We start from the raw sequence: 22,924 nt of genomic DNA, 5'->3' as shown, positions 1-22,924 counted from the left end.
ATATGCCGATATGTTTTCTAATATGATAGTTACAAAAAAGTCCAAAGAAAAATCTATTTTTAGATAAAAAATAAAAAAGCTTCTAAAGATAGAAGCTTTGATCACTTTATTGTGCTCTGCTGGAATGACATACAAGATAAATAACCTGATAGGTTTGGGCGATTTTGGTTAAAATTTCTTTTGCTTTTTCGAGGTTGTTGTCGTCATAGTTTACAAAAGGATCGTCAAACACTATAAAAGGCTTTTCTTTTTCAAACATGGCGTCAATGAGCGCTAACCTTGTGCATAGCCCCACTATATCTCTATGGCCTGCTGAAAAATAACTCAAATCTTTTTTCTCGCCGTTTTTTTCTATCTTGACATCCAGATCTGTATCTATGCTAAAGTCGTCTGTCTTGTTAAACTGCCTTATGTACTTTTTGCAGCTTGATTCCATCTTGTCAAGATAGTTAAGCGATAAGGTATCTCTGGCTTTTTCTAAGAATTCCATTGCAAGGCTCAAAGTCTGCACATTGTATTTTGCCTTTTCTATTTCCTGTTCAGTTTGTTTTAACTCTTGCAAAATTTCATCTTTTTGCTTAACAAAGTTTTCATTGAGCTTTATTTCATTTTTGAGATTAATAATTTCTATCGTTTTTGAGTCCAGCAACTTTTGAACATCATACAACTCTGTTTCCAACGTGCCAAAATCAGTCTTAAGTTTGGTAACATCTACAACTTCTCTTTCGTTGATGTTCTTTTCTTTTATATAGTCCATAAGTGCTTTGTATTTACGGTTCTTTTCTTCTTCTCTTTCTTGGACTATTCTTGCGCTGTATTTTAGTTCGTTGTATCTGTCATAATAGTTGTTCTGATTGACGTCACTGTAATAAGACCTTAAGGTATTGGTTACATAATATGAATTGCTGGCTACTTGTCTGTTAGAGGCTTGTACTTCTTTTTCAAGCTTTTGAGTCTTTCCTTTTTTTACACCCTTTTTTACCAGCATCATTATTAACGAAATTAAACTAAATACGGTCAAAGCGCCTGCGCATCCCAACAGTATATAACCTATTAGACGTTCAATGAACAATGAAGCAACGCCGCCGCCAATCAGCATTATATCTAAAACACCCAAAACCCAGCTTAAAGTTTTGGCTTTGTTTGTTGTCTTTTTTTCTTCCTCTTTGTTTTTCTCTATTTGCTGATGAAATTCTTTTATTCTGTAAGACGCGTTAGTGATTGACGACATACGTTCGTCAAGATCACGCATAGTAGTAGTTGATATAGGTCTGTTGTTAAAGTTGGACTGAACACCGTTATACATAGATAAGGCGCGCTGATAATCAGTCTTGAGTCTTTGATAGTTTTCGTAAACTTCTTTTTTTACCCTGTTTTCCTTGATGATATCAATTTCGTGTCTTAATTTTTGGGCTTGAAGTTCAAGTTCTCTTTGTTCGTTTAACAAATTATTGTATCGCTTGGTAAGTCTTTGTTTGGTTCTTTCTTTTTCTTTGCAAAGCTCCAAGTCGTCATATAACTCAAGCTGTCTGTTTTCAAGTTCGGCAATAAGTCCTTTGTTTCCGCGTTTTTCATAAACGCCTTTTTTCAGTTTAATGTTTTCTATCGCTTCCGAAAATCCGCCCATATCGTCTGTGCTTTCTATAAGGTTGGTTAATTTTGCCTTAATAGAATCGTTGATTCCCAGCTTATAGTTTTTTTGAGGAAAAAATGTGCTTCTTTCGTACGCTTCTTCGTCTATTTTGAATATCTCATAGCCTATTTTTGAGGAATAATCCGTGCTAGGTTTGTTTGTTCCAAGGTCATACAGCATAAAGGTATCTTCGCTTTCTTTTTTGCCAAAAAACCTTTCTATTCTGTATGCTTTTTCTCCCATTTCAAACTCAATATAACCGCCGAATTTTCCGCCTTGCCAGGGAGTGTACTTTTTTCTTTCGTTCTCGTCTAAGGATAATTTTCTGGACGGCGTCAATCCATAGAACATTGATTTTATAAACACAGACAACGTAGTCTTTCCCCAGCCGTTGTCCTGCTGAATTATATTAAGTCCTTTTTGAAAATCATAAGAAAAATTATGTAAAGTACCAAAATTTTCCACAAAGCATTTTTTCAAAATCATAGCGCTATTTCCTCGCCTTTTAATGCTTTTATACCCACGTTAATAATATCTTCCTTTTGCTTTTGAGACAAATCGGACTTTAACACCGCTCTTATAAACTCGCCTTTTAATGAAATATCATACATATATTCTTCAGGCTTTATGTCCAAAACTGTATTGTCTTCAATTCTGACAGAATAAAATAAAGAATTCAAATCAAGGCTAAGATGTTGAACATCTTTTTGGGTGTTGAGATTGTAATTGCCTGTGAGTTTAATTTTGAGATAATGCCTTTTATCAATATCTGATACTGCATTGATTACAGCGTTTTTTATCTTCAGATAGGTACTAAGCCCTGTAATATCTACTTCTCTTTCATAAACAGTGCGATATGTAAAGCCGGTAATCAACCTAGGTTTGATTTTTTGGTCCGTATCAATAAGCACAAAACCTTTTTCGCCGATTTCGTCAAAACCTCTGCTTTCTAGACATCCGCTATAACAATAAATCCCTCTTTTGTCCAAAGGCTTGCAAACAAAGGCATGGTAATGACCAAGGGCAAGATAGTCTATGTTCTTGTCTTTTAGTTCGTCGATATTAACAGTATCCATTTTGGAAACCGTTGAAACCGCGCCATGCATAACTACTATGTTTTTTTTATTGGGATCAAGGCTTAGATCATAATATAATGTAAGATAATTTTCGGCATCTGTTTCTATTCCCGTTATCGTAACATCGTCATAGACATATTGAGTCCATTTATTAAAAAAAGGTTTGAAATTAACAGGCATTTCCATGCCTTCAAAAGGACTAAACAAATCGTGGTTGCCCTTTAGATATAAAAAATCAATTTCTGGTGTTTGGGAAATAAGATCAATTATATAGTTTTTGGTTTTGACATAAACGCGGCTAGAGTCAAATAAATCGCCTGCGATAATAATAGTGCGTACGTTTTCACTTTTTGCATAATCAACCATTTTGTAAAATGTACTTAAAAGTTCATTGTTACGCTCGGTAGAATTAACGCCTTCTAGCTTAGAATCCAAATGAATGTCCGAACAGTGAATTATTTTCATCGTACCTTCTCGTCTCTTTAGTATTTTTTATGTCAAAAAGCTACATATATATAAACTTATATGTTTATTATATATTATCAAATTATCTTTTTCAAGGTTAAATCTGGAAAAAAACAAATTAAAATTTATTTTAAGTTTAATCTTGTAAATGCTTTATTAATGCCTATTAATTAATTTTTTGCATTAAAATAAAAAATGCGTTTGAATTTAAACAAACGCATTAATTTTTGGATTATTTAAAAAAACTTACTCTTTCTTTTCTTCAGCGGAATCAGTTTTAGGTTCTTCGGTTTTGGTATTGTCTTCTGCTACAAAAGCGGGTGTTACCACGTTTAAAAGAGCGTTCATATCAAAAATCATTGTGCTCTTGTTGTCGCCAACGCCTGTTTCAATAACCATATATTTTTCGGTTGCAGATTTTTCTCGAATTTCTATTACCTTACCAACAACTCCGCCTATGGTTTTAACTTCATCTCCAAGATTGATTTTATTAATCATATCCTGATATTTTTTGTTGTTCTTCTTTTGGGTAAAGATAGGCAATACAAAGAACACTATCAATAAAACACCCAAAACTAATAACAAAGGCCAATTGTCCCATAAATTAGCTTTACTTGGTGTGCTTGCTAAATATTTTAACATCAAATTATTCTCCTTTTTGAACTAATTATAATAATATATTATTGTTAGTTTATTGACAACCAAATTTTATCAAATTAAAAAAGTTTGATAAATTTGTGATATTACCTATTTTGCAGTTTTTTTGTATTTTTTATAAAATTCTGTCCTAAAATCCAACAAACGGTCATGCCAAATCGCGTCTTTTATTTGCTCGGTAAGTCTAGTTAAATACCTTATATTATGAATACTCAAAAGTTTGCCGCCTAAAATTTCGTCCACATTAATAAGATGTCTTATATATGCTCTTGAAAAGTTCTGGCATGTGTAACAGTCGCAGTCATGTTCAACGGGTGAAAAGTCTTCTTTAAATTCGTTGTTTCTTATCGTAAGCTGACCTTCAGCCGTCATCGCTGTTCCGTTGCGCGCCAAGCGTGTAGGCAAAACACAGTCAAACATATCTATGCCCCTGATTACGCCTTCTAATATATAATCGGCGCTGCCTACGCCCATAAGATATCTAGGCAGATGTTCAGGATAATACGGCTGTAAAACATCCAGCATCTTGTACATCTCTTCGGCAGATTCTCCTACACTTAAACCGCCTATGGCAAGTCCGTGCTTAGCGTAGGGCAAGGTTTCTTGTATCGAAGCTCTGCGCAAGTCTTCATAAATATTGCCTTGAACAATAGGAAACAACGCCTGAACGGGATTTTGATGAGTTTTGTAGCAGCGTTTGAGCCAGTCAAGAGTACGCTGATATGCTTTTTTTGCCTGAGCATAATCGGCGTTTGCCTCAGTACATTCATCAAAAGCCATAATTATATCGGCACCTAGAGAATTTTCTATCTCCATTACATATTCGGGCGTTAATTTGTGAACGCTTCCGTCTATATGCGAAGAAAATTCAACGCCGTCATCTGTTATTTTTCTTAACTTTGCAAGCGAAAACACTTGAAAGCCGCCGCTGTCTGTCAAAATAGGTCTGTCCCATGCCATAAACTTATGCAATCCGCCTGCACGCTCTACAAGCTTATGTCCAGGACGCAAATATAAGTGATAAGTATTGGATAAAATTATCTGCGCCTTTACGTCTTTTAGGTCGCGCGGAGCCAGGCTTTTTACCGTGGCTTGTGTGCCTACCGGCATAAAAACAGGCGTTTCTATTTCGCCATGCGGTGTTTTTAAAACCCCTATTCGCGCTCCGCTTTGAGCACATACTTTAATCGTTTTGTAAGAAAAATAGGTTTCCATTAATCTTCCTTTATATTATAAACATTGCATCGCCAAAGCTGAAAAATCTATATCTTTCTTTTATAGCAAGGTTGTATATTTCAAGAGTTTTTTCTCTGCCCATTAATGCGCTGACAAGCATTATAAGAGTGGATTCGGGCAGATGAAAATTGGTTATAAGTGAATCAACAACCTTGAAATTATACCCAGGATAAATAAATATATTCGTATTGCCCTTGCAAGGCTTGACAAATCCTTGACTGTCACCGCAGCTTTCTAGCACTCTGACTGATGTTGTGCCTACCGCTATTACTCTTCTTTTTTCCTGCTTGGCAAGATTAATTATGTCCGCCGCATCTTTGGGCATTTCGTAATATTCGGTATGCATGTGATGGTCTTCTATTTTTTCGCTTTTTACAGGCAAAAAAGTTCCCAATCCGACATTAAGTAAAACCTTTGCAAAAATAACGCCCTGCGCTTTCAGACTTTCAATTAATTGGTTAGTAAAATGAAGTCCTGCAGTAGGCGCTGCTGAACTGCCCTCTACTTTGGCATATACGGTGTTATAACGGGAATTATCTTTGAGTCTTGTCTTGATATAAGGCGGCAAAGGCATCGTTCCCAGCTCATCCAAAATCTGTTCAAACACGCCGTCAAAAATAAATCTTACTGTCCATGTTCCTTCGCCAGAACTTAAGACCTCGCATGACAGCTTGTTCGAGAAGGATATCTTTGTTCCCGGCTTTAATCTTCTTGCAGGCTTTAATAAAACTTCCCAATCTGTAAGATTAAGCCTTTTTAGCAACAAAACCTCTGCATGTGCGCCTGTTGATATTTTTTGACCTAATAGTCTTGCTGGAATTACTTTTGTTTCATTGACGACCAAAACATCGCCTTTTTTTAAAAAACTGCCCAGATCCCTGAAAATCTTATGTGATACAGTATCTGTCGCTCTATCATAAACTAGCAGTCTGCTAGAATCTCTGGGCTCTACGGGTGTTTGCGCAATAAGTTCTTGCGGCAAATCATAATAAAAATCACTTTTGTCCATTCTGTTTAGTCATTGTCCTCTAATGTAATATCATCTATACTCATTTGTATGGTCTTAGGCTTAAGTCCCAGATGCTTATATGCTGCAGGCAATACTATTCTGCCTCTTGGCGTGCGCGACAAAAATCCAAGCTGCAGCAAATACGGCTCTATGACATCTTCTATGGTAACCGCTTCTTCTCCAGTCGCCGCTGACAGCGTTTCTACTCCCACAGGACCGCCGTCAAATTTTTCTATCATAGCTTTTAGAAGTTTTCTGTCCGCGTCGTCTAGACCAAACATATCAATATCCATTTTGTCAAGAGCGTTTTTTGCAATAGCTCGGTCTATTTCTGATTTTCCCTGCACTACTGCATGATCTCTTACTCTTTTTAGCATTCTGTTGGCGATTCTGGGCGTTCCTCTGGAACGGGAAGCAATCTCAAATGCCGCGTCTTCAGCTATTTTTATATTAAGAATAGTTGCTGACCTTTTAATAATTATTGCCAACTCTTGGGGCGTATACATCTCCATGCGGAATATAACCCCGAAACGGTCTCTTAAGGGTCCTGTAATGTTCCCTGCTCTTGTGGTCGCGCCTATCAAAGTAAAGCCCTGTAATTTCAACCGCATAGAACGGGCAGAAGGTCCTTTTCCTATCATAAAATCAAGGCAATAATCTTCCATTGCTGGATAAAGTATTTCTTCTATCGATCGGTTAAGTCTGTGTATTTCATCAATAAACAAGACATCGCCTTGAGAAAGATTGGTCAACACCGCCGCCAAATCGCTCGCGCGCTCAATCGCCGGTCCGCTTGTTATCTTAAACTGAACGCCAAGTTCATTGGCGATAATATGCGCTAAGGTTGTCTTGCCAAGCCCCGGAGGACCATAAAGCATTACATGATCCAAAGGCTCGCCTCTTAACTTTGCCGATTCTATATAAACTTTTAGATTGCTCTTTATCTTTTCCTGACCGATAAATTCATCGAGACTTTGAGGGCGCAAAGTTACTTCGCTGTCTATATCTTCCGGAGTTAATGTACTTGTTATAAATCTTACATCGTCTTCCATCTCAACCTCTCTTCAATGCTTCGGCCAAAATCTGCTCTGCGGACATTGATTTATCCGCAACCTTATTAACCGCGGCCATAGCTTCTGCTTTGGTCATACCCAGCGACATAAGCGCAAAAATAGCATCGTTTATATTGTCGCCAATATCCAAAACCTTGTCTGTATCCGAAACCATAATATTGTCTTCGGTTGCGATCTTATCTTTAAGTTCCAAGACAATGCGTTCGGCTGTCTTTTTGCCTACGCCTTTTATCTTGTTCAAAGCTGAAGTATCGCCTGAAGCAATAGCCAAAGCCAGCTTTTGACAGGAAATGCCCGAAAGAATAGAAGATGCAAGCTTTGGACCTATTCCGCTTACTGTAATAAGCCTTAAAAACATCTGCTTTTCGGATTTGTCAAAAAAGCCAAAAAGACTGATTCCGTCTTCTTTGATATGCATGTATATATATAATTGAACTTTGTCTTTATTTTGGCATTTGGAAAGCGTATCGTTGGTAACAAAGATTTCGTATCCTATTCCGTTGTTTTCTAAAATTACTCTTGAATCCTGTATATCAACAATGCGTCCACTAATAAAATCAAACATTATTTCTCCAAAAAAATTAATAAACCTATGTTTTAAAAATTATAGCATATTTTGATTGGATAAGTCATTAGTTTGGGCGTGAGTAAGCGCAACTGCCAAAGCGTCCGCAGCATCGTCTGGCTTGGGAACTGCTTTTAGACCAAGCATCATTTTGACCATATACTGAATCTGCTGCTTTTCGGCACGGCCGTTGCCCGTAATGGCCTGTTTTATCTGAAGCGGCGTATATTCATAAAGAGAGCCGCAAAACTTGTTTGAACAAACCACAATTACTCCTCTGGCTTGAGCAACATTGATAGCTGTTTTGGTATTGGTGTTAAAAAACAATTCTTCTATCGCGATTGCATCAGGCTTGAATTTTTCTATCAAAACACATATCTGGTCGTATATTATAGAAAGCCTAACAGCCATGCTTTCGTCTTTGGGCGTGTTTATGACTCCATAGTCAATAGGTTTTACCACGCCTTTATTATCCTTTTCTATTACCCCGTAGCCTACAATCGCAAACCCAGGGTCAAATCCCAAAATTATCAAAAAAAATCACCTTTAATTTTATTTAGCTTTTTGATTGACTATTTATGCATACTGATTTATAATTATACATAGTTTAGTGCATTATATTACTAAGTTATATTATCAATAATAAACATATAAACATTATTAGTCAAGATAATAATTATTTAGGAGAATCATTATGGCAAAAGAAAAGGTAGTTTTAGCGTATTCAGGCGGACTGGATACTTCAATTATAATCAGCTGGTTAAAAGAAAATTATGATTATGATGTAATCGCAATGGCAGCCGATGTAGGTCAAGGCGAAGAACTTGCGCCTTTAAAAGAAAAAGCAATAAAAACAGGCGCATCCAAAATCTATATCGAAGACCTCAAAGAAGAGTTTATAACGGACTTTATCTATCCCACTTTAAAAGCTGGTGCGGTATATGAAAAAAAGTATCTTTTGGGAACTTCGTTTGCCCGTCCTGTTATAGCCAAAAGATTGGTTGAGATCGCAAAAAAAGAAGGAGCAGTAGCGATAGCGCATGGCTGCACCGGAAAAGGCAACGACCAAGTAAGATTTGAACTTACAATCAAGGCTTTGGCGCCTGAATTTAAAATCATTGCACCTTGGCGTATTTGGGATATAAAATCTCGTGAAGATGCTATTGACTATGCACAAGCGCACAATATTCCTGTTCCTGTTACAAAGCAAAACAATTACAGTATGGATAGAAACATCTGGCACTTGTCGCATGAAGGTCAGGATCTAGAAAACCCTGCCAATGAGCCTAAAGAATCATTGCTGATGGTTACAAAACCTTTGTCACAAGCATCACAAACCCCTGAATATGTGGAAATTGAATTTGAAAAAGGTATTCCTGTCAAGGTTAACGGAAAAAGCTATTCGCCTGTCGAACTTCTTACCGTACTTAACGAAATCGGAGCGAAACACGGCATAGGTGTTGCTGATATGGTAGAAAACCGTCTCGTAGGAATGAAGTCAAGAGGTGTTTATGAAAATCCTGCGGGTTCGATTTTGTACGCAGCGCATAACAATCTTGAAGAAATAACTCTAGACCGCGCTACAATGCACTATAAAGAATTGGTTGCTATTAAGTTTGCAGAACTTGTTTATGACGGCTGCTGGTACACACCGTTAAGAGAAAGTCTATCCGCCTTTGTAGATAAGACGCAAGAAACCGTTACAGGCACTGTAAGACTTAAACTCTTTATGGGCAATATCATTCCTGCTGGCGTTACTTCTCCTTATTCACTGTATGATATGGATATAGCTACTTTTGGAAAAGACGAAGTATATAACCAAAAAGATGCGGAAGGCTTTATCAATCTGTTCGGACTGCCTTTAAAAGTTCGTGCCATGAAGCAAAAAAATTGGAAAAACAAAAAATAAGGAAACAGATATGAAATTATGGGGCGGCGTTTTTACGCAAAACACAGATAAAATTGCCGATGATTTTAATTCGTCATTAAAGTTTGACAAGCGCTTATATAAGCACGATATTTTGGGCAGTATCGCGCACGCCAAAATGCTTGGAAAGCAAAAGATAATTTCTAATCAAGAATCAGAAGCAATAATCAATGGGCTAGAAAGCATTCTTGACGATATACAAAACCATAAATTAGAGATAAAAGATGCTGAAGACATACACAGCTTTGTAGAACAGGAATTAACCAAGCGCATAGGCGATGCAGGCAAAAAACTGCATACTGCGCGTTCCAGAAACGATCAGGTTGCGCTGGATATCAGAATGTATCTAAAAGACAGCATTGACAATACTGTCTTTAAGCTAAAAAAGCTGTGCAATACTTTATTAGAATTAGCGCAAAAATATAATGACGCTATTATGCCTGGCTTTACGCATATGCAAAAAGCTCAGCCTGTTACTTTGGGACATTATTTTAATGCATATGTTTGTATGTTTATGCGTGATATAGACAGACTGATGGACGCCAAAAAAAGAATTGATGTCATGCCGCTTGGAAGCGGGGCTTTGGCCGGCACCACCTATCCTATTGACCGAGAGTTTACAGGTAAGTTGCTTGGCTTTTCCGAAATATCTCTTAATTCGCTTGATTCTGTTTCGGATAGAGACTTTTTGGTGGAATATCTTGCTTGCGTTTCGATTATATGCATTCATATGTCCAAAATATCTGAAGAATGGATTTATTGGGCGTGTGATGAGTTTTCTTTTATTACGCTAGACGACAAATATTCCACAGGTTCTAGCATAATGCCCCAAAAGAAAAACCCAGATATGCTTGAACTTATTCGTGCAAAAACCGCAAGGGTTGCCGGACATTTGAGTTCGTCAATATGTCTTTTGAAGGCGTTGCCTTTGTCATATAACAAAGATATGCAGGAAGACAAGGAAGCGTTGTTTGATGCTGAGGATACAGTCAATATGTGCCTTGATGTACTAGAAAGAGTTGCTGCTACTGCAAAATTCAACACTCAAAAGATGTATAAGTCGGCTTCCGGGGGATATTCAGCTGCTACCGATATAGCAGATTATCTAGCCAAAAAAGGCGTGCCTTTTAGAGATGCGCACAAGCTTACCGGCGAAATAGTGCTGTTTTGTATCAAAAACAATCTCGCATTAGAACAATTAACTTTAGATCAATTCAAAAGTTTTTCTGATGTTTTTGAAAGCGATATAATAGACGCAGTAAAACTAGATAATGTAGTAAAAAACAGAAACAGTTTGGGCGGAACTTCGCCGCAGAGTGTTTTGAAAAGCACTCAAATTTTGAAAGAAAAATTAAAAAAGTTATAAATAATTTTTTGGGCGGCAAAATAGGCCGCCTTTTTTTATACCAAATTTAAAAATCTATAATAAAAATTTCATTAAAATATATCTTGAACTCAGGAATATATCGTCCTTTGGTTTTCACCTTTTTTGATTTCTTATCCTATTATGGTAATAACTGAAAGTAATTTTGATTTTTTATAAAAACATCTAAAAACGCATATAATTAATGCAATAAGATACAGGAGGAAAATCAATGAATAATAAAGATGATATTACTTATGATGTAAACAATCTCGCATCAATGAGTGACTGCACAGGATTAATACCTTCTGGAATTGAAACAGATGAGCAAGCTGATGCTTACGAAGAATTATACGGAATTCATCAAAATTATAAAAGAGACGATTACAACGAACTGTATGAAGATGATACAGATGACATTGACTTAGACTATTATTAAGAATAGTTACTGTCTTATTTGACCGTTGCCGTTAATTATATATTTATACGAAGTCAACTCCTTCAAGCCGACAGGACCGCGGGCATGAAGCTTTTGATTTGAAATGCCCAACTCGGCTCCAAAACCAAATTCTCCACCATCAGTAAAGCGGGTAGAAGCATTGACATAAACCGCCGCCGCATCTACTCTTTTGGTAAATTCTCGAGCGATATAATCGTTTTTGGTAACAATGCTTTCGCTGTGCTTTGTTCCGTACTTGTTGATATGTTCTATCGCCTCGTTATAATCTTTTACTACTTTTACTGAAATTATATAATCCAAAAATTCTGTATAATAATCCTTCTCAGTTGCTGGAATTGCTTTATCAAACACCTGACAGGTCTTTTCGCAGCCTCTAATTTGTACTCCATGTTCCGTTAATGCATTGCAAATCAACGGCAAATATTCTTGATATATGCTCTCGTCTATTAACAAGCTCTCTGCGGCATTGCATACTGACGGTCTTGAAACCTTGGCATTTACTACGATATCAACTGCCATATCTTTATCCGCTGAACTTTCCACATACACATGACAGTTGCCTGTGCCTGTTTCTATTACCGGTATTGTAGAATTTTGAACAACAGTTTTTATAAGTCTTTCAGAACCTCTGGGAACCAAAACATCTATATAGTCATTGGCGCGCATTAAGCCTATTGCTTGTTCGTGAGTGCAATCTACATATCCCAAAATATCAGGATTGCCGCCTGCGTCTTTTATTGCGTTTTTCATAATATCAACTAAGACAGTATTGCTGTTAATGCAATCACGGCTGCCGCGCAAAATAACCGCATTTGAACTTTTTAGGCACAAAACCGCTGTATCTACTGTAACATTGGGGCGCGCTTCATAAATAATGCCGATTACGCCCAATGGTACTCTGACTTTATGAATTTTTAGACCGTTTTTGGGTGCAGTGAACTGTTCTATAACCTGACCTATAGGATCATCCAAGGCGATTACATCTCTTACGCCTTGAGCAATGCTTTGAATTCGTCCTTCGGTCAATTTCATACGGTCAAGATAATGAGAAGGCTTTTCTTTATTATTCGACAAATCCGCAATATTGGCACGCAAAATTAAGTCCTTGTTGTTTAACAATTCCTTAGCGATGTGATCCAAAATCGCATTCTTTTTTTGTGTGTCATATAATGCAAGCTCTACACTTGCACTTTTAACTCGCGAACAGATATTAACAATAAAATCTTCCATATCTTGACCTAAACAGAATTATTATTCTTCATCCGGCAATTCAGCATTGTGATAAACATTCTGAACGTCATCGTCTTCTTCAAGAGCGTCTATCAAATTCTGAATTTTTTGCGCTGTTTCTGCGTCTAGTTTAACTGTGGTTTGAGGAATTTTATCTACATCAGCCGAAACAACCTTGACACCTGCTTTTTCTAAGCTACTTCTAAGATTGTGAATATTAGTAGGATCAGTCAAAATCTCATAAGTGTCGCCGTCCGGCAAAAAGTCGTCTGCTCCATTATCCACAGCCAAAAGCATTATTTCATCGTCTTTGCTTTCATCTTCTCTTTGAGCTATAACTACCCCTTTGGTATCAAACATAAAAGATACGCTTCCAGTAGTTCCTAATGAACCGCCATATTTTGCAAAGATATGGCGCACATCGCCCGCTGTACGGTTTTTGTTATCTGTCAAAGTATCAACAATAACAGCTACGCCGCCTACACCATAGCCTTCATAGGTGATTTCTTCATAGTTTACGGCGTTAAGTTCTCCCGCTGCTTTCTTTATACTTCTTATTATATTATCGTTAGGAATATTGTTGTCTCTGGCTTTTTCTATTATGTCTCTTAGTTTGGAATTGCTGTTGGGATCAGATCCGCCTAGCTTTACTGCAACTGCTATTTCTCTGCCAATCTTGGTAAAGATTTTTGCTTTTTGAGCATCGCCTTTTTCCTTTTTATGTTTGATATTAGCCCATTTACTATGCCCTGACATAATTTCATAACTCCTTACTTCTTAAATAATACATCAAAATTCCTGCACTTATCGCCGCATTAAGCGACTCGGTGTTTTTCATAGGTATAGATAAAAATTGCGAACATTTTTGTCTTACTTGTTCACTTAATCCGTTGGCTTCGCTGCCTATTGCAAGGCTTATAAAACCACCACTGCGCTTATAGTTTCTAAAATCAGTTCCAATCATATCCGCACCCAAAATAACGCTGTTTTTCTTAATTTGGTCAAGAAAATCATACTCTATTTCATATATGCGCGTAAAAAAGATTCCGCCCATGGTGCTACGAATTGTTTTTGGACTATAAGGATCGGCGCAGTTGATAAGATAAATATCGCTTATACCTGCCGCCGCCGCAGTACGAATCATTGTACCGACATTGCCCGCATCATTGATATTGTCTAAGATAAGCGAATCTCCAGAAGGCAAGGCTAACGTAGCTTTTTTTTGCAAAACTACGGCGATTATTCCTTGCGGACTTACGGTATCGCTTACACTATCAAAAACCCCGTCTTGCAAAATCACAGTTTTGGAAATATTCAAAAACTCAGCATATTCCTGCACTTTGGACTCAGAAATAGCCACCAAAACGATTTCAAAGCCTGCTTTTATGCAGTCCTTTAGCATTTTGTGCCCTTCAACCAAAAAAAGCCCCAGCTCCTGCCTGTATTTTTTTTGGTCTAGTTTTTTGAGCATTTTTACGGTTTCGTTTGAACGGGATTTTATTACTTCCATAATTATCAAAAAAGCCCATAAGCATGGGCTTTTATATTTGTTATTTTACAGCGGCTTTTGCTTTTTCGGCAAGTGCTGAAAATGCTGCTGCGTCGTTAACTGCAAGATCTGCCAACATCTTTCTGTTAAGATTAATGCCTGCTGTTTTTAGCCCATGCATAAACTTACTATAGCTAAGACCGTTGATTCTTGCTGCTGCATTAATACGTGCAATCCAAAGCTTTCTGAAATCTCTCTTTTTTAATCTTCTTCCGATGTAAGCATACATCTGGGATTTCATAACAGCTTGACGAGCTATTCTATATAGCTTTGATTTTGAACCAAAATAACCTTTTGCTAATCTTAATATTTTTCTACGCTTTTTAACTGCGTTAACTGCTCTCTTAATTCTCATAACTATTCACGCCTCCATTAACCTTGAATTATAGTCTTGATTGTTTTTTCTTGCGTTGAACTTACATATTGTGTCTGACGCAAGTTTCTTATTGTCTTACGGCGTTTTTTAGTTAATATATGATTTTTTCCTTGCTGTCCTCTTTTCAGTTTGCCGCTGCCGGTAACTCTGAAACGCTTTTTTGCGCCGCTATGGCTTCTCATTTTAGGCATATTATGTTTCCTCCGTAAATTTACTTTGCTTTCATGGGTGAGAGTACCATTATTATACTTTTGCCCTCTTTATATGCATTCTTTTCTTGAACTGCAACGTCTTTCAAAAGTTCAAAGAACTTTTGCATAACCTCCATACCAAGATCAGAATATGCTTGCTGGCGTCCTCTCATTTTGATGGATACCTTGACTTTGTCGCCGCCGGCTATAAACTTACTAGCTTGTTTCGCCTTGGTCTCTAAGTCATGCTTGTCAATTGTCATTGACAGCCAAATCTCTTTCAAATCACTTACTTTTTGATTTTTGCGCGCGTCTTTTTCTCTTTTTGTCGCGTCAAATCTGTACTTGCCGTAATCCATTATCTTACAAACAGGTGGATTGGCAGTGGGCGAAATCTTAACCAAATCAAGATTCTTTTCATCCGCTATTCTATTGGCCTCATATGCTGACATAATGCCTAGCTGGGTGCCATTCTCATCAATAACCCTTACCTCGCGGTCACGAATCCTTTCATTGATTTCTAAATCCTTAAAAATAACCGACCTCCAAAAATAAAAAAATTAGCAGGCAAAAATTACCTGCTCTCAAAAATCAAATATAAATTATTCTTTATATTGACTCGGTTTGGGAATCCCAACCGGTGAGAAGAGATAACTTCTGCTTTACTTGAATTATTTTATATTATAGCGTTTGTTTTGTCAATGGTTTTTATCAATATTATTTATTAAATATTACAGTTTGCAAACATAGCAACCCATTTAATTATATACCTTTTTATCAATTTTGTTCATTGATTTTTAAGATATACCAAAAAATTTTACACCAATATAATTATTGACTTTGATATTGCAAGTAGTATAATGAAGTCGATTTTAAAAAATCAAGGAGGTAAGTAAATTATGGCAGACACAACAAAGAAGCCGACTTCAGCTCCTTCTAAGCCCGAAAAACCTGCTAAACCCGTAAAGAAATAACATAAGTTATTTCCGTAATATTTTAAAACCAAAAAAAGGGCTGTTTTTAAAACAGCCCTTTTTTTATATAAATTAATTAAGATAATTTAAATTTTGAATATAAAAAAACGGCATTTAAAACAATGCCGTTTTTTTAATATCTAATATTTTATCTGCTCTTAGTGTCTATTTCTTCTCTAATCTTCTTGATAAAGTCTTCTAACTTAAATTGTCCTATATCGCCGTCTTTTCTGCTTCTTACGCTTACAACACCGGCTTCTTTATCCTTATCGCCGATAATCAGCATATACGGAACTTTATTAACTTGCGCTTCTCTTATCTTGTAGCCGATCTTTTCTGCTCTGATATCTTTTTGAACAGATATGCCTGCTTTGGTCAACTCGTCTGCAACCTGTTGAACTTCGGGTATTGTACGGTCAGTCAAAGACATAACCACAACTTGAACAGGCGCAAGCCAGGTCGGGAAAGCACCTGCATATTTTTCAATCAATAAAGCAAGCGTTCTTTCATAGCAGCCTATTGAACTTCTGTGTAATATATATGGATGCTTTTTGGTTCCGTCAGCATCAGTGTATTCCATTCCAAATCTTTCTGCAAGGGCAAAGTCAATCTGGATAGTGATCAAAGTATCTTCTTTTCCGTAAACATTCTTGATCTGGAAATCAAGCTTAGGACCATAGAAAGCTGCTTCTCCTATGCCTTCAACATAATCTATATTGAGTCCGTCCAAAATCTCTTTCATAAGATTTTGTGTTTCTTCCCATCTTTCAGGATCATCAATATATTTTTCTTTATTATTGGGATCCCATTTAGAGAATCTGAAGGTTATATCTTCTCTTAAGCCCAAAGTATCAAGCAAATAATAAGATAATTCTAATGCATTTTTAAATTCGTCTTTTATCTGGTCTGGTCTGCAAATAATATGACCATCGCTTAAGGTAAACTGACGAACTCTTATCAAGCCATGCATTTCGCCGCTGTTTTCGTTTCTAAACAAAGTAGATGTTTCGGCATAGCGAATAGGCAAATCTCTATAGCTTTTTACGCCGTTTTTATAAATCATATATTGGAAAGGACAGGTCATAGGACGAAGCGCCTTTAGACCATCATCCACATCTTCTTCCCCTAAGACAAACATTCCATCTAGATAATGATCCCAGTGTCCGCTTATCTTATATAGATTGCTTTTTGCCATATAAGGCGTACGAGTCAAGACATAGCCTCTGCGTTCTTCTTCGTCTTCTACCCATCTCATAAGTTTTTGCATTATCTTAGCGCCTTTAGGCATAAACAAAGGCAAACCTTGACCTATATTTTCTTCAGTCATAAATATTCCAAGCTCTCTGCCCAGCTTGTTATGGTCGCGCTTTTTTGCTTCTTCCAAAGCGTTGATATATGCATCCAATTCTTCACGAGTAGCAAAAGCTGTACCGTAAATACGGGTAAGCATTTTGTTCTTTTCGCTGCCGCGCCAATAAGCGCCGGTCAAAGACAAAAGTTTGAAATGCTTGATTTTAGAAGTGTAATTGACATGAGGACCGCGGCAAAGGTCAACGAAATCGCCTTGACGATAAAAACTTATAACTTCACCTTCAGGCAAATCATTGATAAGTTCAACTTTGTAAGGCTGATTTTGTTCTTGCATAAGTTTAATTGCCTCATCACGCGGCAATTCAAATCTCTCAATCTTAAGATTTTCCTTAGCGATTTTAGTCATTTCTTGTTCTATCTTATCAAAATCCGCCATTGTTATGGGCGTGGAAAATTCGAAATCATAATAAAAGCCTGTCTTAGTTGTAGGGCCGATAGCAAACAAAGTATCGGGATACAAACGCTTAATAGCATGCGCCAGCAAATGTGATGCACTGTGTCTTAAAATCTCTAATTCCATAATAATTTTTCTCCAATATATCAATAAATTAATTATCTTTTAAAAATTATTTATTTGATTATATACCCAAAAATTTGGACAGTCAATGAAATATGCACAAACACTGTTTTACTTCTACAAGATATAAAAAAAGCCGTTTTTTAAAAACGGCGATGTTTATCTAACTTCAATCCTGTTTTCAAAAATACTGCTTATCATATTTACTATTACAACAGGCAGTTTGTCTATGCTATAAAATACAATCTTTTGGGGTGAAAGATTGATAAGCGATGGAATTAATGTATCGCTGTTTATTTCTTCGTCTAAATGAAATTCTTCATTTTTCAATCTGTTCATGTCTTTATCATAAAAAACATATTTGCCGTTTTCATCAAAAATATGTACTTCTTCGAGTTTTGAATTGATAGTGTTAACCAAAAACTTTAATAATTCCAGAAATGTTTCATGATATGATAGATATATAGAATTGTTATTGGCTAGGTCGCAGATTTCTTGCCAGCGGCTTCTGAGTTCTTTTAGACGGAAATGATAAAAGCCGTCTAGCATAAGTTCTTTTTTGAAAAATAGTTTTTTTATCACCATCTCCCTGTCAAATTCTCTGTCAAATTCCACAAGCGCCTTAATAAAAGCATTATAGCTGATGCGGTTAGTAATAGGCAGGCGCGAATTTTCCAGCAGGTATTCTAGCTTAAAATCAGTTATGATTATATCTGAAATTATGTCATGCAAAGCATCCGTTATTAGCTTTTGGTTGCAGTCTTCACAAGCTAAGGACAGATAATCCCTCGTCAATGTTCTGCCGCGAGCCATTACTCCACCGGCTTTTTTAACATAAGGACTTATATCGCGCATAAGATTGTCTATGCAAGCCGCTTTCTTTGAATCAATGCTGATGCTTATTTCCCACATAAAAAACCTCTTGCAATAGTTTATGCAAGTAAAATTCAAATTAAACTTTTTTGAAGATTAATAGACTTTTATTATCTTAGATATTTTTGCCTTTTTTTGAGGTTTTTGGTTAATTGCTATCAAGGAATAAAAAAAGTTAAAAAAGCATTGAAAAACTTCAATGCTTTTTTTACGCGTTCGATGAGGAAATAAGAGGGTTATTTATTATTTTATTTTGATTCTTATCATATTCCATGAAAGGGGTGGCAGTTGAACAGCGAGCTTGCTGTCTTTTATATTGCCTGTTTCAACATTCTTAGGCGTAATTCTATTAGGATTGTTAAAGTCATTGACAGCTTTTAGATCTGTACCATTTAAAACAACATGTTCCAAAACTTCCAAATCCCCAAACGACCTTAACTCTATTTCAGCCTGAGTTGTATCCTCGCTGTAATTAGAAATGAATATCGCAATGCTGTTATTCTTTTCGTCATATATTATGGATTGGCTTAAAGTCTTAAATTCGCCATGTTTTGAATCAAGTTTATCGCATTCGCTTATAGTCATAAGCGCATTGCCGCGTCCATACTGGCTTACATATTTGAAAGGATAGAATGTCGTCTGCTTGATTGCTTCCTTGCCTTTTTGGGTTGCTATAGGTGCAATGACATTGACAAGCTGCGCAAGACATGCCATTTTTACTCTATGGCAGTTATTCAAAAGCGTATTCATAAGTCCGCCAAACACTATAGCATCCTGCAAGGTATATACATCTTCCAAGATATGCGGGGCTTCTGTCCAGTTTTCCAGTTTGGTTTGAGTTAAGTACCATACATTCCATTCGTCAAAGCTCAAGTAAATCGTCTTTTGGGAACGCTTTTTTGCTTTTACAAAGTCGCAGGTTGCAATAGCTGTCTTTATAAAATCATCCATGCGCTGATAACTAGCATAAAAATCATTATCTACGCCTTGGTTCCAATAATATTGATGTATAGATAGATAGTCTGCATGGTCATAAAGGTTTTCCAAAACTACTCTATCCCAATCCGGATAACTTGCAAGATCTACGCTTGAACTTCCGCAGGCGACAAGCTTAACTCTGTCATCCACCCATTTCATAATTTTAGCCGTTTCAAGCGCTTTTTTGGAATAGTCAACTGCGTCTAGATGACATATCTGCCAAGGTCCGTCCATTTCATTGCCTAGACACCAATACTTTACATCATAAGGCTTTTCGCTTCCGTTTTGTTTTCTCAATTCGCTGTAATATGTATTGCCTGGATGGTTGCAATATTCTACAAGATAGCCTGCGTCCTGAGGAGTGCCTGTACCTAAGTTCACCGCCATCATAGGCTGAATCTCTGTTTTTTTGCACCACTTCATAAATTCGTCTGTACCAAACTGATTGGTCTCGGTGGATTTCCAAGCATAGTCAAGGCGGCGCGGTCTGTTTTCTTTGGGACCTATACCGTCTTTCCAATTATATCCGCTGACAAAATTGCCACCTGGGTATCTTACGACAGGAACACCTAATTCTTTTATCAATTTTATTACGTCTGTTCTAAATCCATTTTCATCAGCCGCATAATGACCTGGCTCATAAATACCTTCATAAACCGCCCTTCCAAGATGCTCTATAAACGAACCAAACATTTCAGGCTCGACTTTGCCGATTTGCATATTCTTATCTGCAAATATTTTTGCTTTTTTCATGATATCTTGCTCCTGTTTTTTAGTTTTAATTTTGTTTTTTATTATATACGCCTTGCAATAACGCTTTCTCCTGCGCCCAGCAAAGAAATTGCAAGTGTTTTTTGATTTGCGTCATTATCCCATGTCGCTTGTATAAAGCCCTTATATACTATATCGCCTATATACATAGTCATTTTACCGTCTTTAGCTACGCTGTATCGACCGCTAAATTCATCACTAGACACATGTCCGTCTTTTTCAAGGTTTACCAAAACTGCTGTTTTTGCGATACTTGATGTGTCCTTGCCTTGAAAAATAAATTGATATTGTCCTGCGATTTTTTCTGATGTATATGTGTTGCTTAATTCTCCAGCATATCTAAAGGGCGACACCACAGGCCAGCCGTCTTCGTTAAACACCATTTTTCTGACCTGCATCATAAAAGGTCCTTCACCATATCGATATGTGCGTACATGATGAACCAAAAACCACCCTTTAGAAGTATTAATCACAGAATTATGTCCGGGTGCCATCCAGCCGTTTTTAAGTTCATTTTTACTGTCTTGTGTAAAAGCATATCCACCCAAAATCTTAGTACCATAATTTTGACTCAAATCAGTCATAAGGCTCAAATTGTTGCCGTCAGCATCTACATATTCGCCGTCGATTTTTGAACTTCGCGCAACGCGTATATTGTAATCAGATGACAAACTGCCATAGGATAAAAACAAATAATAATTTTTAAATTTTGGATTATATACTATATAAGGTCCTTCTATTGCCATCCATGCATTGTTTCTTCCTACAAGCCGCACGCCAAAGTTATTATCTAACGCTCTGCCTGTACTAGCATCAAGTTCTTTTATATATATTCCACCCGCAAAAGAGCCATAAACCATATACAGCTTTTGGGATTTTGGATCTTTTATTATGTTTGGATCAATGCAATTAGGTCCAGAATCGCCTTGTTTTGAGGTTATTACCATAGAATCATGGTAATATGGCCCAGTAACCTTATCAGCCTTGGCAAGTCCGATATACGATGTCTGACTTCCAAAGGTTGACATCGAATAATACAACCAATACTTGCCGTCTGAACCTTTTATTACATCTGGCGCCCAAACATCTACGTTTGTTTGGCCTGTATAATTTTTCCCTTCTGTCAATTCGTCATTGCTTATAGCGCAAGGCAAAGTTTCAAAGTTTATAAGGTCTGTGGATTTTCTTATTTGAACTTGAAAATCGCCGTTGCCATGAGTAGAGAACACATAAAATGTTCCGTCTGTATCCTGAAAGATAGAAGGATCATGGGCGTACATTTCTTTTTGCTCAAAATAATTTCGTTGCCCCATTAATTGGTCAAATGCTAAAAATTGTGGATTATCAGGATAAGCCATTTCTTTTTCCATATCGTCTTTGGTATCTTTTGGTGTATCGTCTATATTACGATTGCATCCGCCAATCAATCCAATCGTAAATGCCAACAATACAGCTAAAATAAGAGAAAATATCTTTTTCATTAGAAATCCATATTCATATACAATGCCATTCCGTTAGAAGACATTGCAGAAATCGTAAGTCCTGCCGCTTTTTCTTCCTGCAGCCATGCCGGCATAATCACGCCTTTATATACCACATTGTCAATTCTTATCGTGATATAATTCTCGCCTTTATGTTCCCATGTTCCGGTCTTGCTGCCTGTAATTGTGCCATCAGCATTCAAGGTAACAGCAACAGATTTTTTATTGGTAGTAGAAGAATCTAATATAATCAATTTGTACTTGCCGTTGCTTTTATCTAGGAGCTCGTTTTTGTCGATTGGTCTTAACCATTCATAAGCATAGCGGTTAGGGTTAACCACTATTTGTCCGTCTTCATTAAAGGCATATTGAGACAAATATAAATAATGATAGTTATTGCCCGATCCCTTGCCAGTGTTTTCAAAGTAATATGTTCTGCAATGGTAAACCATAAGGTTAACGCCGTTATCCAAAGTATAAAGGTCATTATGTCCAGGAGCGTTAAAGTCTACGTCATATCCGCTCCATTGGAAAGAGCCCATAACTTTATTGCCTGTGCTATTCTCCCACTTACTAGTATTAGATTTTAATTGCTGACCTGTAACATCGACATAAGGTCCTGTAATGCTTTCTGACCTAGCAGTTCTTATATGATAAGTAGAAGTAAGATCGCCGTATGATGTAAACAGATAATAATAACTTTTGGTTTCATATTTACCAGTGGATTCGTTATACACTTTTACATCAGGATGATACGTCAATACCGGTCCTTCCATTCCGCCGCCTTCTCCGGCAATCCTTATTCCATAATAAGCGTCTTCACCGTTTACCAGATTGTATGTACCTGTATATTCAGGATTGTCTAGTCTTCTTCCCGTTTGACTGTCAAGTTTTATCATATGAATGCCTTTTCCAAATGAGCCATAAACAAGCCACATCTGCTTAGAACGGTCATTTTGTTCAAATATTACTTGGGCGTCAATAGTGTTTGGAGTAGCCCAGCCTGCAGGGGATTTTATGATAATACTGTCATGCTTATAAGGTCCCAAAACATTATCGGCTTTAGCCAAACCAATACAGCTTCTAGATCCGCCAAAATATCCAGTCATAGAATAATAAAGCCAAAACTTTCCGTCATTTCCCTTGATA

Annotated in this window: 21 protein-coding genes, 1 pseudogene and 1 other annotated feature; of the genes and pseudogenes, 3 read left to right on the top strand and 19 right to left on the bottom strand. The window is 36.9% G+C overall.

Going from position 1 to position 22,924, the window contains the following annotated elements; all coding sequences use genetic code 11:
* Nucleotides 1-106 precede the first annotated feature (106 nt).
* The 8 genes from VIL26_08070 to ruvC form a co-directional block, all read right to left on the bottom strand.
* On the bottom strand, nucleotides 107-2,119 hold the full coding sequence (locus VIL26_08070; protein ID HEY8390882.1) for a hypothetical protein: 2,013 nt from the start codon (nucleotides 2,117-2,119) through the stop codon (nucleotides 107-109).
* Complete coding sequence (locus VIL26_08065; GenBank protein HEY8390881.1) at nucleotides 2,116-3,174, bottom strand: metallophosphoesterase; 1,059 nt, start codon at nucleotides 3,172-3,174, stop codon at nucleotides 2,116-2,118. Before VIL26_08065 ends, VIL26_08070 begins: the two co-directional genes overlap by 4 nt.
* 246 nt (nucleotides 3,175-3,420) lie before the next feature.
* Nucleotides 3,421-3,816, bottom strand: coding sequence for a preprotein translocase subunit YajC (gene yajC, locus VIL26_08060; GenBank protein HEY8390880.1), 396 nt, complete (start codon nucleotides 3,814-3,816; stop codon nucleotides 3,421-3,423).
* 105 nt (nucleotides 3,817-3,921) lie between these two features.
* A complete protein-coding gene (gene tgt / locus VIL26_08055) occupies nucleotides 3,922-5,046 on the bottom strand; it encodes a tRNA guanosine(34) transglycosylase Tgt (protein ID HEY8390879.1) in 1,125 nt (374 codons plus the stop codon).
* A 10-nt stretch (nucleotides 5,047-5,056) separates the two neighbouring features.
* Nucleotides 5,057-6,076 (bottom strand): tRNA preQ1(34) S-adenosylmethionine ribosyltransferase-isomerase QueA, encoded by a 1,020-nt coding sequence (gene queA, locus VIL26_08050; GenBank protein HEY8390878.1) that lies wholly within the window; start codon nucleotides 6,074-6,076, stop codon nucleotides 5,057-5,059.
* A 5-nt stretch (nucleotides 6,077-6,081) separates the two neighbouring features.
* The gene (gene ruvB, locus VIL26_08045; protein ID HEY8390877.1) at nucleotides 6,082-7,128 is read right to left on the bottom strand and encodes a Holliday junction branch migration DNA helicase RuvB; all 1,047 of its coding nucleotides are present in this window, start codon (nucleotides 7,126-7,128) and stop codon (nucleotides 6,082-6,084) included.
* 1 nt (nucleotide 7,129) lies between these two features.
* The gene (ruvA, locus tag VIL26_08040) at nucleotides 7,130-7,714 is read right to left on the bottom strand and encodes a Holliday junction branch migration protein RuvA (GenBank protein HEY8390876.1); all 585 of its coding nucleotides are present in this window, start codon (nucleotides 7,712-7,714) and stop codon (nucleotides 7,130-7,132) included.
* Between the two features lie 39 nt (nucleotides 7,715-7,753).
* On the bottom strand, nucleotides 7,754-8,248 hold the full coding sequence (gene ruvC, locus VIL26_08035) for a crossover junction endodeoxyribonuclease RuvC (GenBank protein ID HEY8390875.1): 495 nt from the start codon (nucleotides 8,246-8,248) through the stop codon (nucleotides 7,754-7,756).
* Between the two features lie 157 nt (nucleotides 8,249-8,405).
* On the opposite strand from ruvC, the gene VIL26_08030 reads away from it, so the two are divergent.
* From VIL26_08030 to VIL26_08020, 3 genes are all read left to right on the top strand, one after another.
* Nucleotides 8,406-9,623 (top strand): argininosuccinate synthase, encoded by a 1,218-nt coding sequence (locus VIL26_08030; protein HEY8390874.1) that lies wholly within the window; start codon nucleotides 8,406-8,408, stop codon nucleotides 9,621-9,623.
* A 10-nt stretch (nucleotides 9,624-9,633) separates the two neighbouring features.
* The gene (argH, locus tag VIL26_08025) at nucleotides 9,634-11,007 is read left to right on the top strand and encodes an argininosuccinate lyase (protein HEY8390873.1); all 1,374 of its coding nucleotides are present in this window, start codon (nucleotides 9,634-9,636) and stop codon (nucleotides 11,005-11,007) included.
* Nucleotides 11,008-11,236: 229 nt separating this feature from the next.
* On the top strand, nucleotides 11,237-11,443 hold the full coding sequence (locus tag VIL26_08020) for a hypothetical protein (protein HEY8390872.1): 207 nt from the start codon (nucleotides 11,237-11,239) through the stop codon (nucleotides 11,441-11,443).
* Nucleotides 11,444-11,449: 6 nt separating this feature from the next.
* On the opposite strand, the gene VIL26_08015 is transcribed toward VIL26_08020, so the two are convergent.
* From VIL26_08015 to VIL26_07965, 11 genes and pseudogenes are all read right to left on the bottom strand, one after another.
* Nucleotides 11,450-12,694, bottom strand: a complete 1,245-nt coding sequence (locus VIL26_08015) for a glutamate-5-semialdehyde dehydrogenase (protein HEY8390871.1) — start codon at nucleotides 12,692-12,694, stop codon at nucleotides 11,450-11,452.
* A 21-nt stretch (nucleotides 12,695-12,715) separates the two neighbouring features.
* The gene (locus VIL26_08010) at nucleotides 12,716-13,450 is read right to left on the bottom strand and encodes a YebC/PmpR family DNA-binding transcriptional regulator (GenBank protein ID HEY8390870.1); all 735 of its coding nucleotides are present in this window, start codon (nucleotides 13,448-13,450) and stop codon (nucleotides 12,716-12,718) included.
* A gap of 4 nt (nucleotides 13,451-13,454) precedes the next feature.
* On the bottom strand, nucleotides 13,455-14,204 hold the full coding sequence (locus VIL26_08005) for an RNA methyltransferase (protein HEY8390869.1): 750 nt from the start codon (nucleotides 14,202-14,204) through the stop codon (nucleotides 13,455-13,457).
* Nucleotides 14,205-14,244: 40 nt separating this feature from the next.
* Complete coding sequence (gene rplT, locus VIL26_08000) at nucleotides 14,245-14,598, bottom strand: 50S ribosomal protein L20 (protein ID HEY8390868.1); 354 nt, start codon at nucleotides 14,596-14,598, stop codon at nucleotides 14,245-14,247.
* A gap of 17 nt (nucleotides 14,599-14,615) precedes the next feature.
* Nucleotides 14,616-14,810: a 50S ribosomal protein L35 gene (gene rpmI, locus VIL26_07995; protein HEY8390867.1), complete on the bottom strand. Its 195-nt coding sequence runs from the start codon at nucleotides 14,808-14,810 to the stop codon at nucleotides 14,616-14,618.
* A gap of 20 nt (nucleotides 14,811-14,830) precedes the next feature.
* Nucleotides 14,831-15,346, bottom strand: coding sequence for a translation initiation factor IF-3 (gene infC / locus VIL26_07990; protein HEY8390866.1), 516 nt, complete (start codon nucleotides 15,344-15,346; stop codon nucleotides 14,831-14,833).
* Between the two features lie 13 nt (nucleotides 15,347-15,359).
* Nucleotides 15,360-15,479: a sequence feature (ribosomal protein L20 leader region), on the bottom strand.
* A gap of 453 nt (nucleotides 15,480-15,932) precedes the next feature.
* Nucleotides 15,933-17,657, bottom strand: a pseudogene (thrS, locus tag VIL26_07985) (threonine--tRNA ligase).
* Between the two features lie 174 nt (nucleotides 17,658-17,831).
* Nucleotides 17,832-18,584 (bottom strand): sporulation protein YtxC, encoded by a 753-nt coding sequence (ytxC, locus tag VIL26_07980; GenBank protein HEY8390865.1) that lies wholly within the window; start codon nucleotides 18,582-18,584, stop codon nucleotides 17,832-17,834.
* Between the two features lie 204 nt (nucleotides 18,585-18,788).
* Entirely contained in the window at nucleotides 18,789-20,276 is a 1,488-nt protein-coding gene (locus VIL26_07975; protein HEY8390864.1) for an alpha-N-arabinofuranosidase, read from the bottom strand.
* Between the two features lie 41 nt (nucleotides 20,277-20,317).
* Nucleotides 20,318-21,775 (bottom strand): arabinan endo-1,5-alpha-L-arabinosidase, encoded by a 1,458-nt coding sequence (locus VIL26_07970; protein ID HEY8390863.1) that lies wholly within the window; start codon nucleotides 21,773-21,775, stop codon nucleotides 20,318-20,320.
* The coding region (locus VIL26_07965; GenBank protein ID HEY8390862.1) for a glycoside hydrolase family 43 protein at nucleotides 21,775-22,924 on the bottom strand (1,150 nt) is incomplete at its 5' end. The genes VIL26_07965 and VIL26_07970, both read right to left, overlap by 1 nt.

It is taken from the genome of Clostridia bacterium (assembly GCA_036562685.1).
Taxonomy (GTDB): Bacteria; Bacillota; Clostridia; order Christensenellales; family DUVY01; genus DUVY01.
Note: the sequence above shows the minus strand (reverse complement) of the source record. Positions and strands in the feature narration are given on the sequence as shown.

Coding starts and splice junctions, on each gene's coding strand:
- VIL26_08070 (HEY8390882.1), bottom strand. CDS start 2,119: ATGATTTTGAAAAAATGCTTTGTGGAAAATTTTGGTACTTTACATAAT.
- VIL26_08065 (HEY8390881.1), bottom strand. CDS start 3,174: ATGAAAATAATTCACTGTTCGGACATTCATTTGGATTCTAAGCTAGAA.
- yajC (HEY8390880.1), bottom strand. CDS start 3,816: ATGTTAAAATATTTAGCAAGCACACCAAGTAAAGCTAATTTATGGGAC.
- tgt (HEY8390879.1), bottom strand. CDS start 5,046: ATGGAAACCTATTTTTCTTACAAAACGATTAAAGTATGTGCTCAAAGC.
- queA (HEY8390878.1), bottom strand. CDS start 6,076: ATGGACAAAAGTGATTTTTATTATGATTTGCCGCAAGAACTTATTGCG.
- ruvB (HEY8390877.1), bottom strand. CDS start 7,128: ATGGAAGACGATGTAAGATTTATAACAAGTACATTAACTCCGGAAGAT.
- ruvA (HEY8390876.1), bottom strand. CDS start 7,714: ATGTTTGATTTTATTAGTGGACGCATTGTTGATATACAGGATTCAAGA.
- argH (HEY8390873.1), top strand. CDS start 9,634: ATGAAATTATGGGGCGGCGTTTTTACGCAAAACACAGATAAAATTGCC.
- VIL26_08020 (HEY8390872.1), top strand. CDS start 11,237: ATGAATAATAAAGATGATATTACTTATGATGTAAACAATCTCGCATCA.
- VIL26_08015 (HEY8390871.1), bottom strand. CDS start 12,694: ATGGAAGATTTTATTGTTAATATCTGTTCGCGAGTTAAAAGTGCAAGT.
- VIL26_08010 (HEY8390870.1), bottom strand. CDS start 13,450: ATGTCAGGGCATAGTAAATGGGCTAATATCAAACATAAAAAGGAAAAA.
- VIL26_08005 (HEY8390869.1), bottom strand. CDS start 14,204: ATGGAAGTAATAAAATCCCGTTCAAACGAAACCGTAAAAATGCTCAAA.
- rplT (HEY8390868.1), bottom strand. CDS start 14,598: ATGAGAATTAAGAGAGCAGTTAACGCAGTTAAAAAGCGTAGAAAAATA.
- rpmI (HEY8390867.1), bottom strand. CDS start 14,810: ATGCCTAAAATGAGAAGCCATAGCGGCGCAAAAAAGCGTTTCAGAGTT.
- ytxC (HEY8390865.1), bottom strand. CDS start 18,584: ATGTGGGAAATAAGCATCAGCATTGATTCAAAGAAAGCGGCTTGCATA.
- VIL26_07975 (HEY8390864.1), bottom strand. CDS start 20,276: ATGAAAAAAGCAAAAATATTTGCAGATAAGAATATGCAAATCGGCAAA.
- VIL26_07970 (HEY8390863.1), bottom strand. CDS start 21,775: ATGAAAAAGATATTTTCTCTTATTTTAGCTGTATTGTTGGCATTTACG.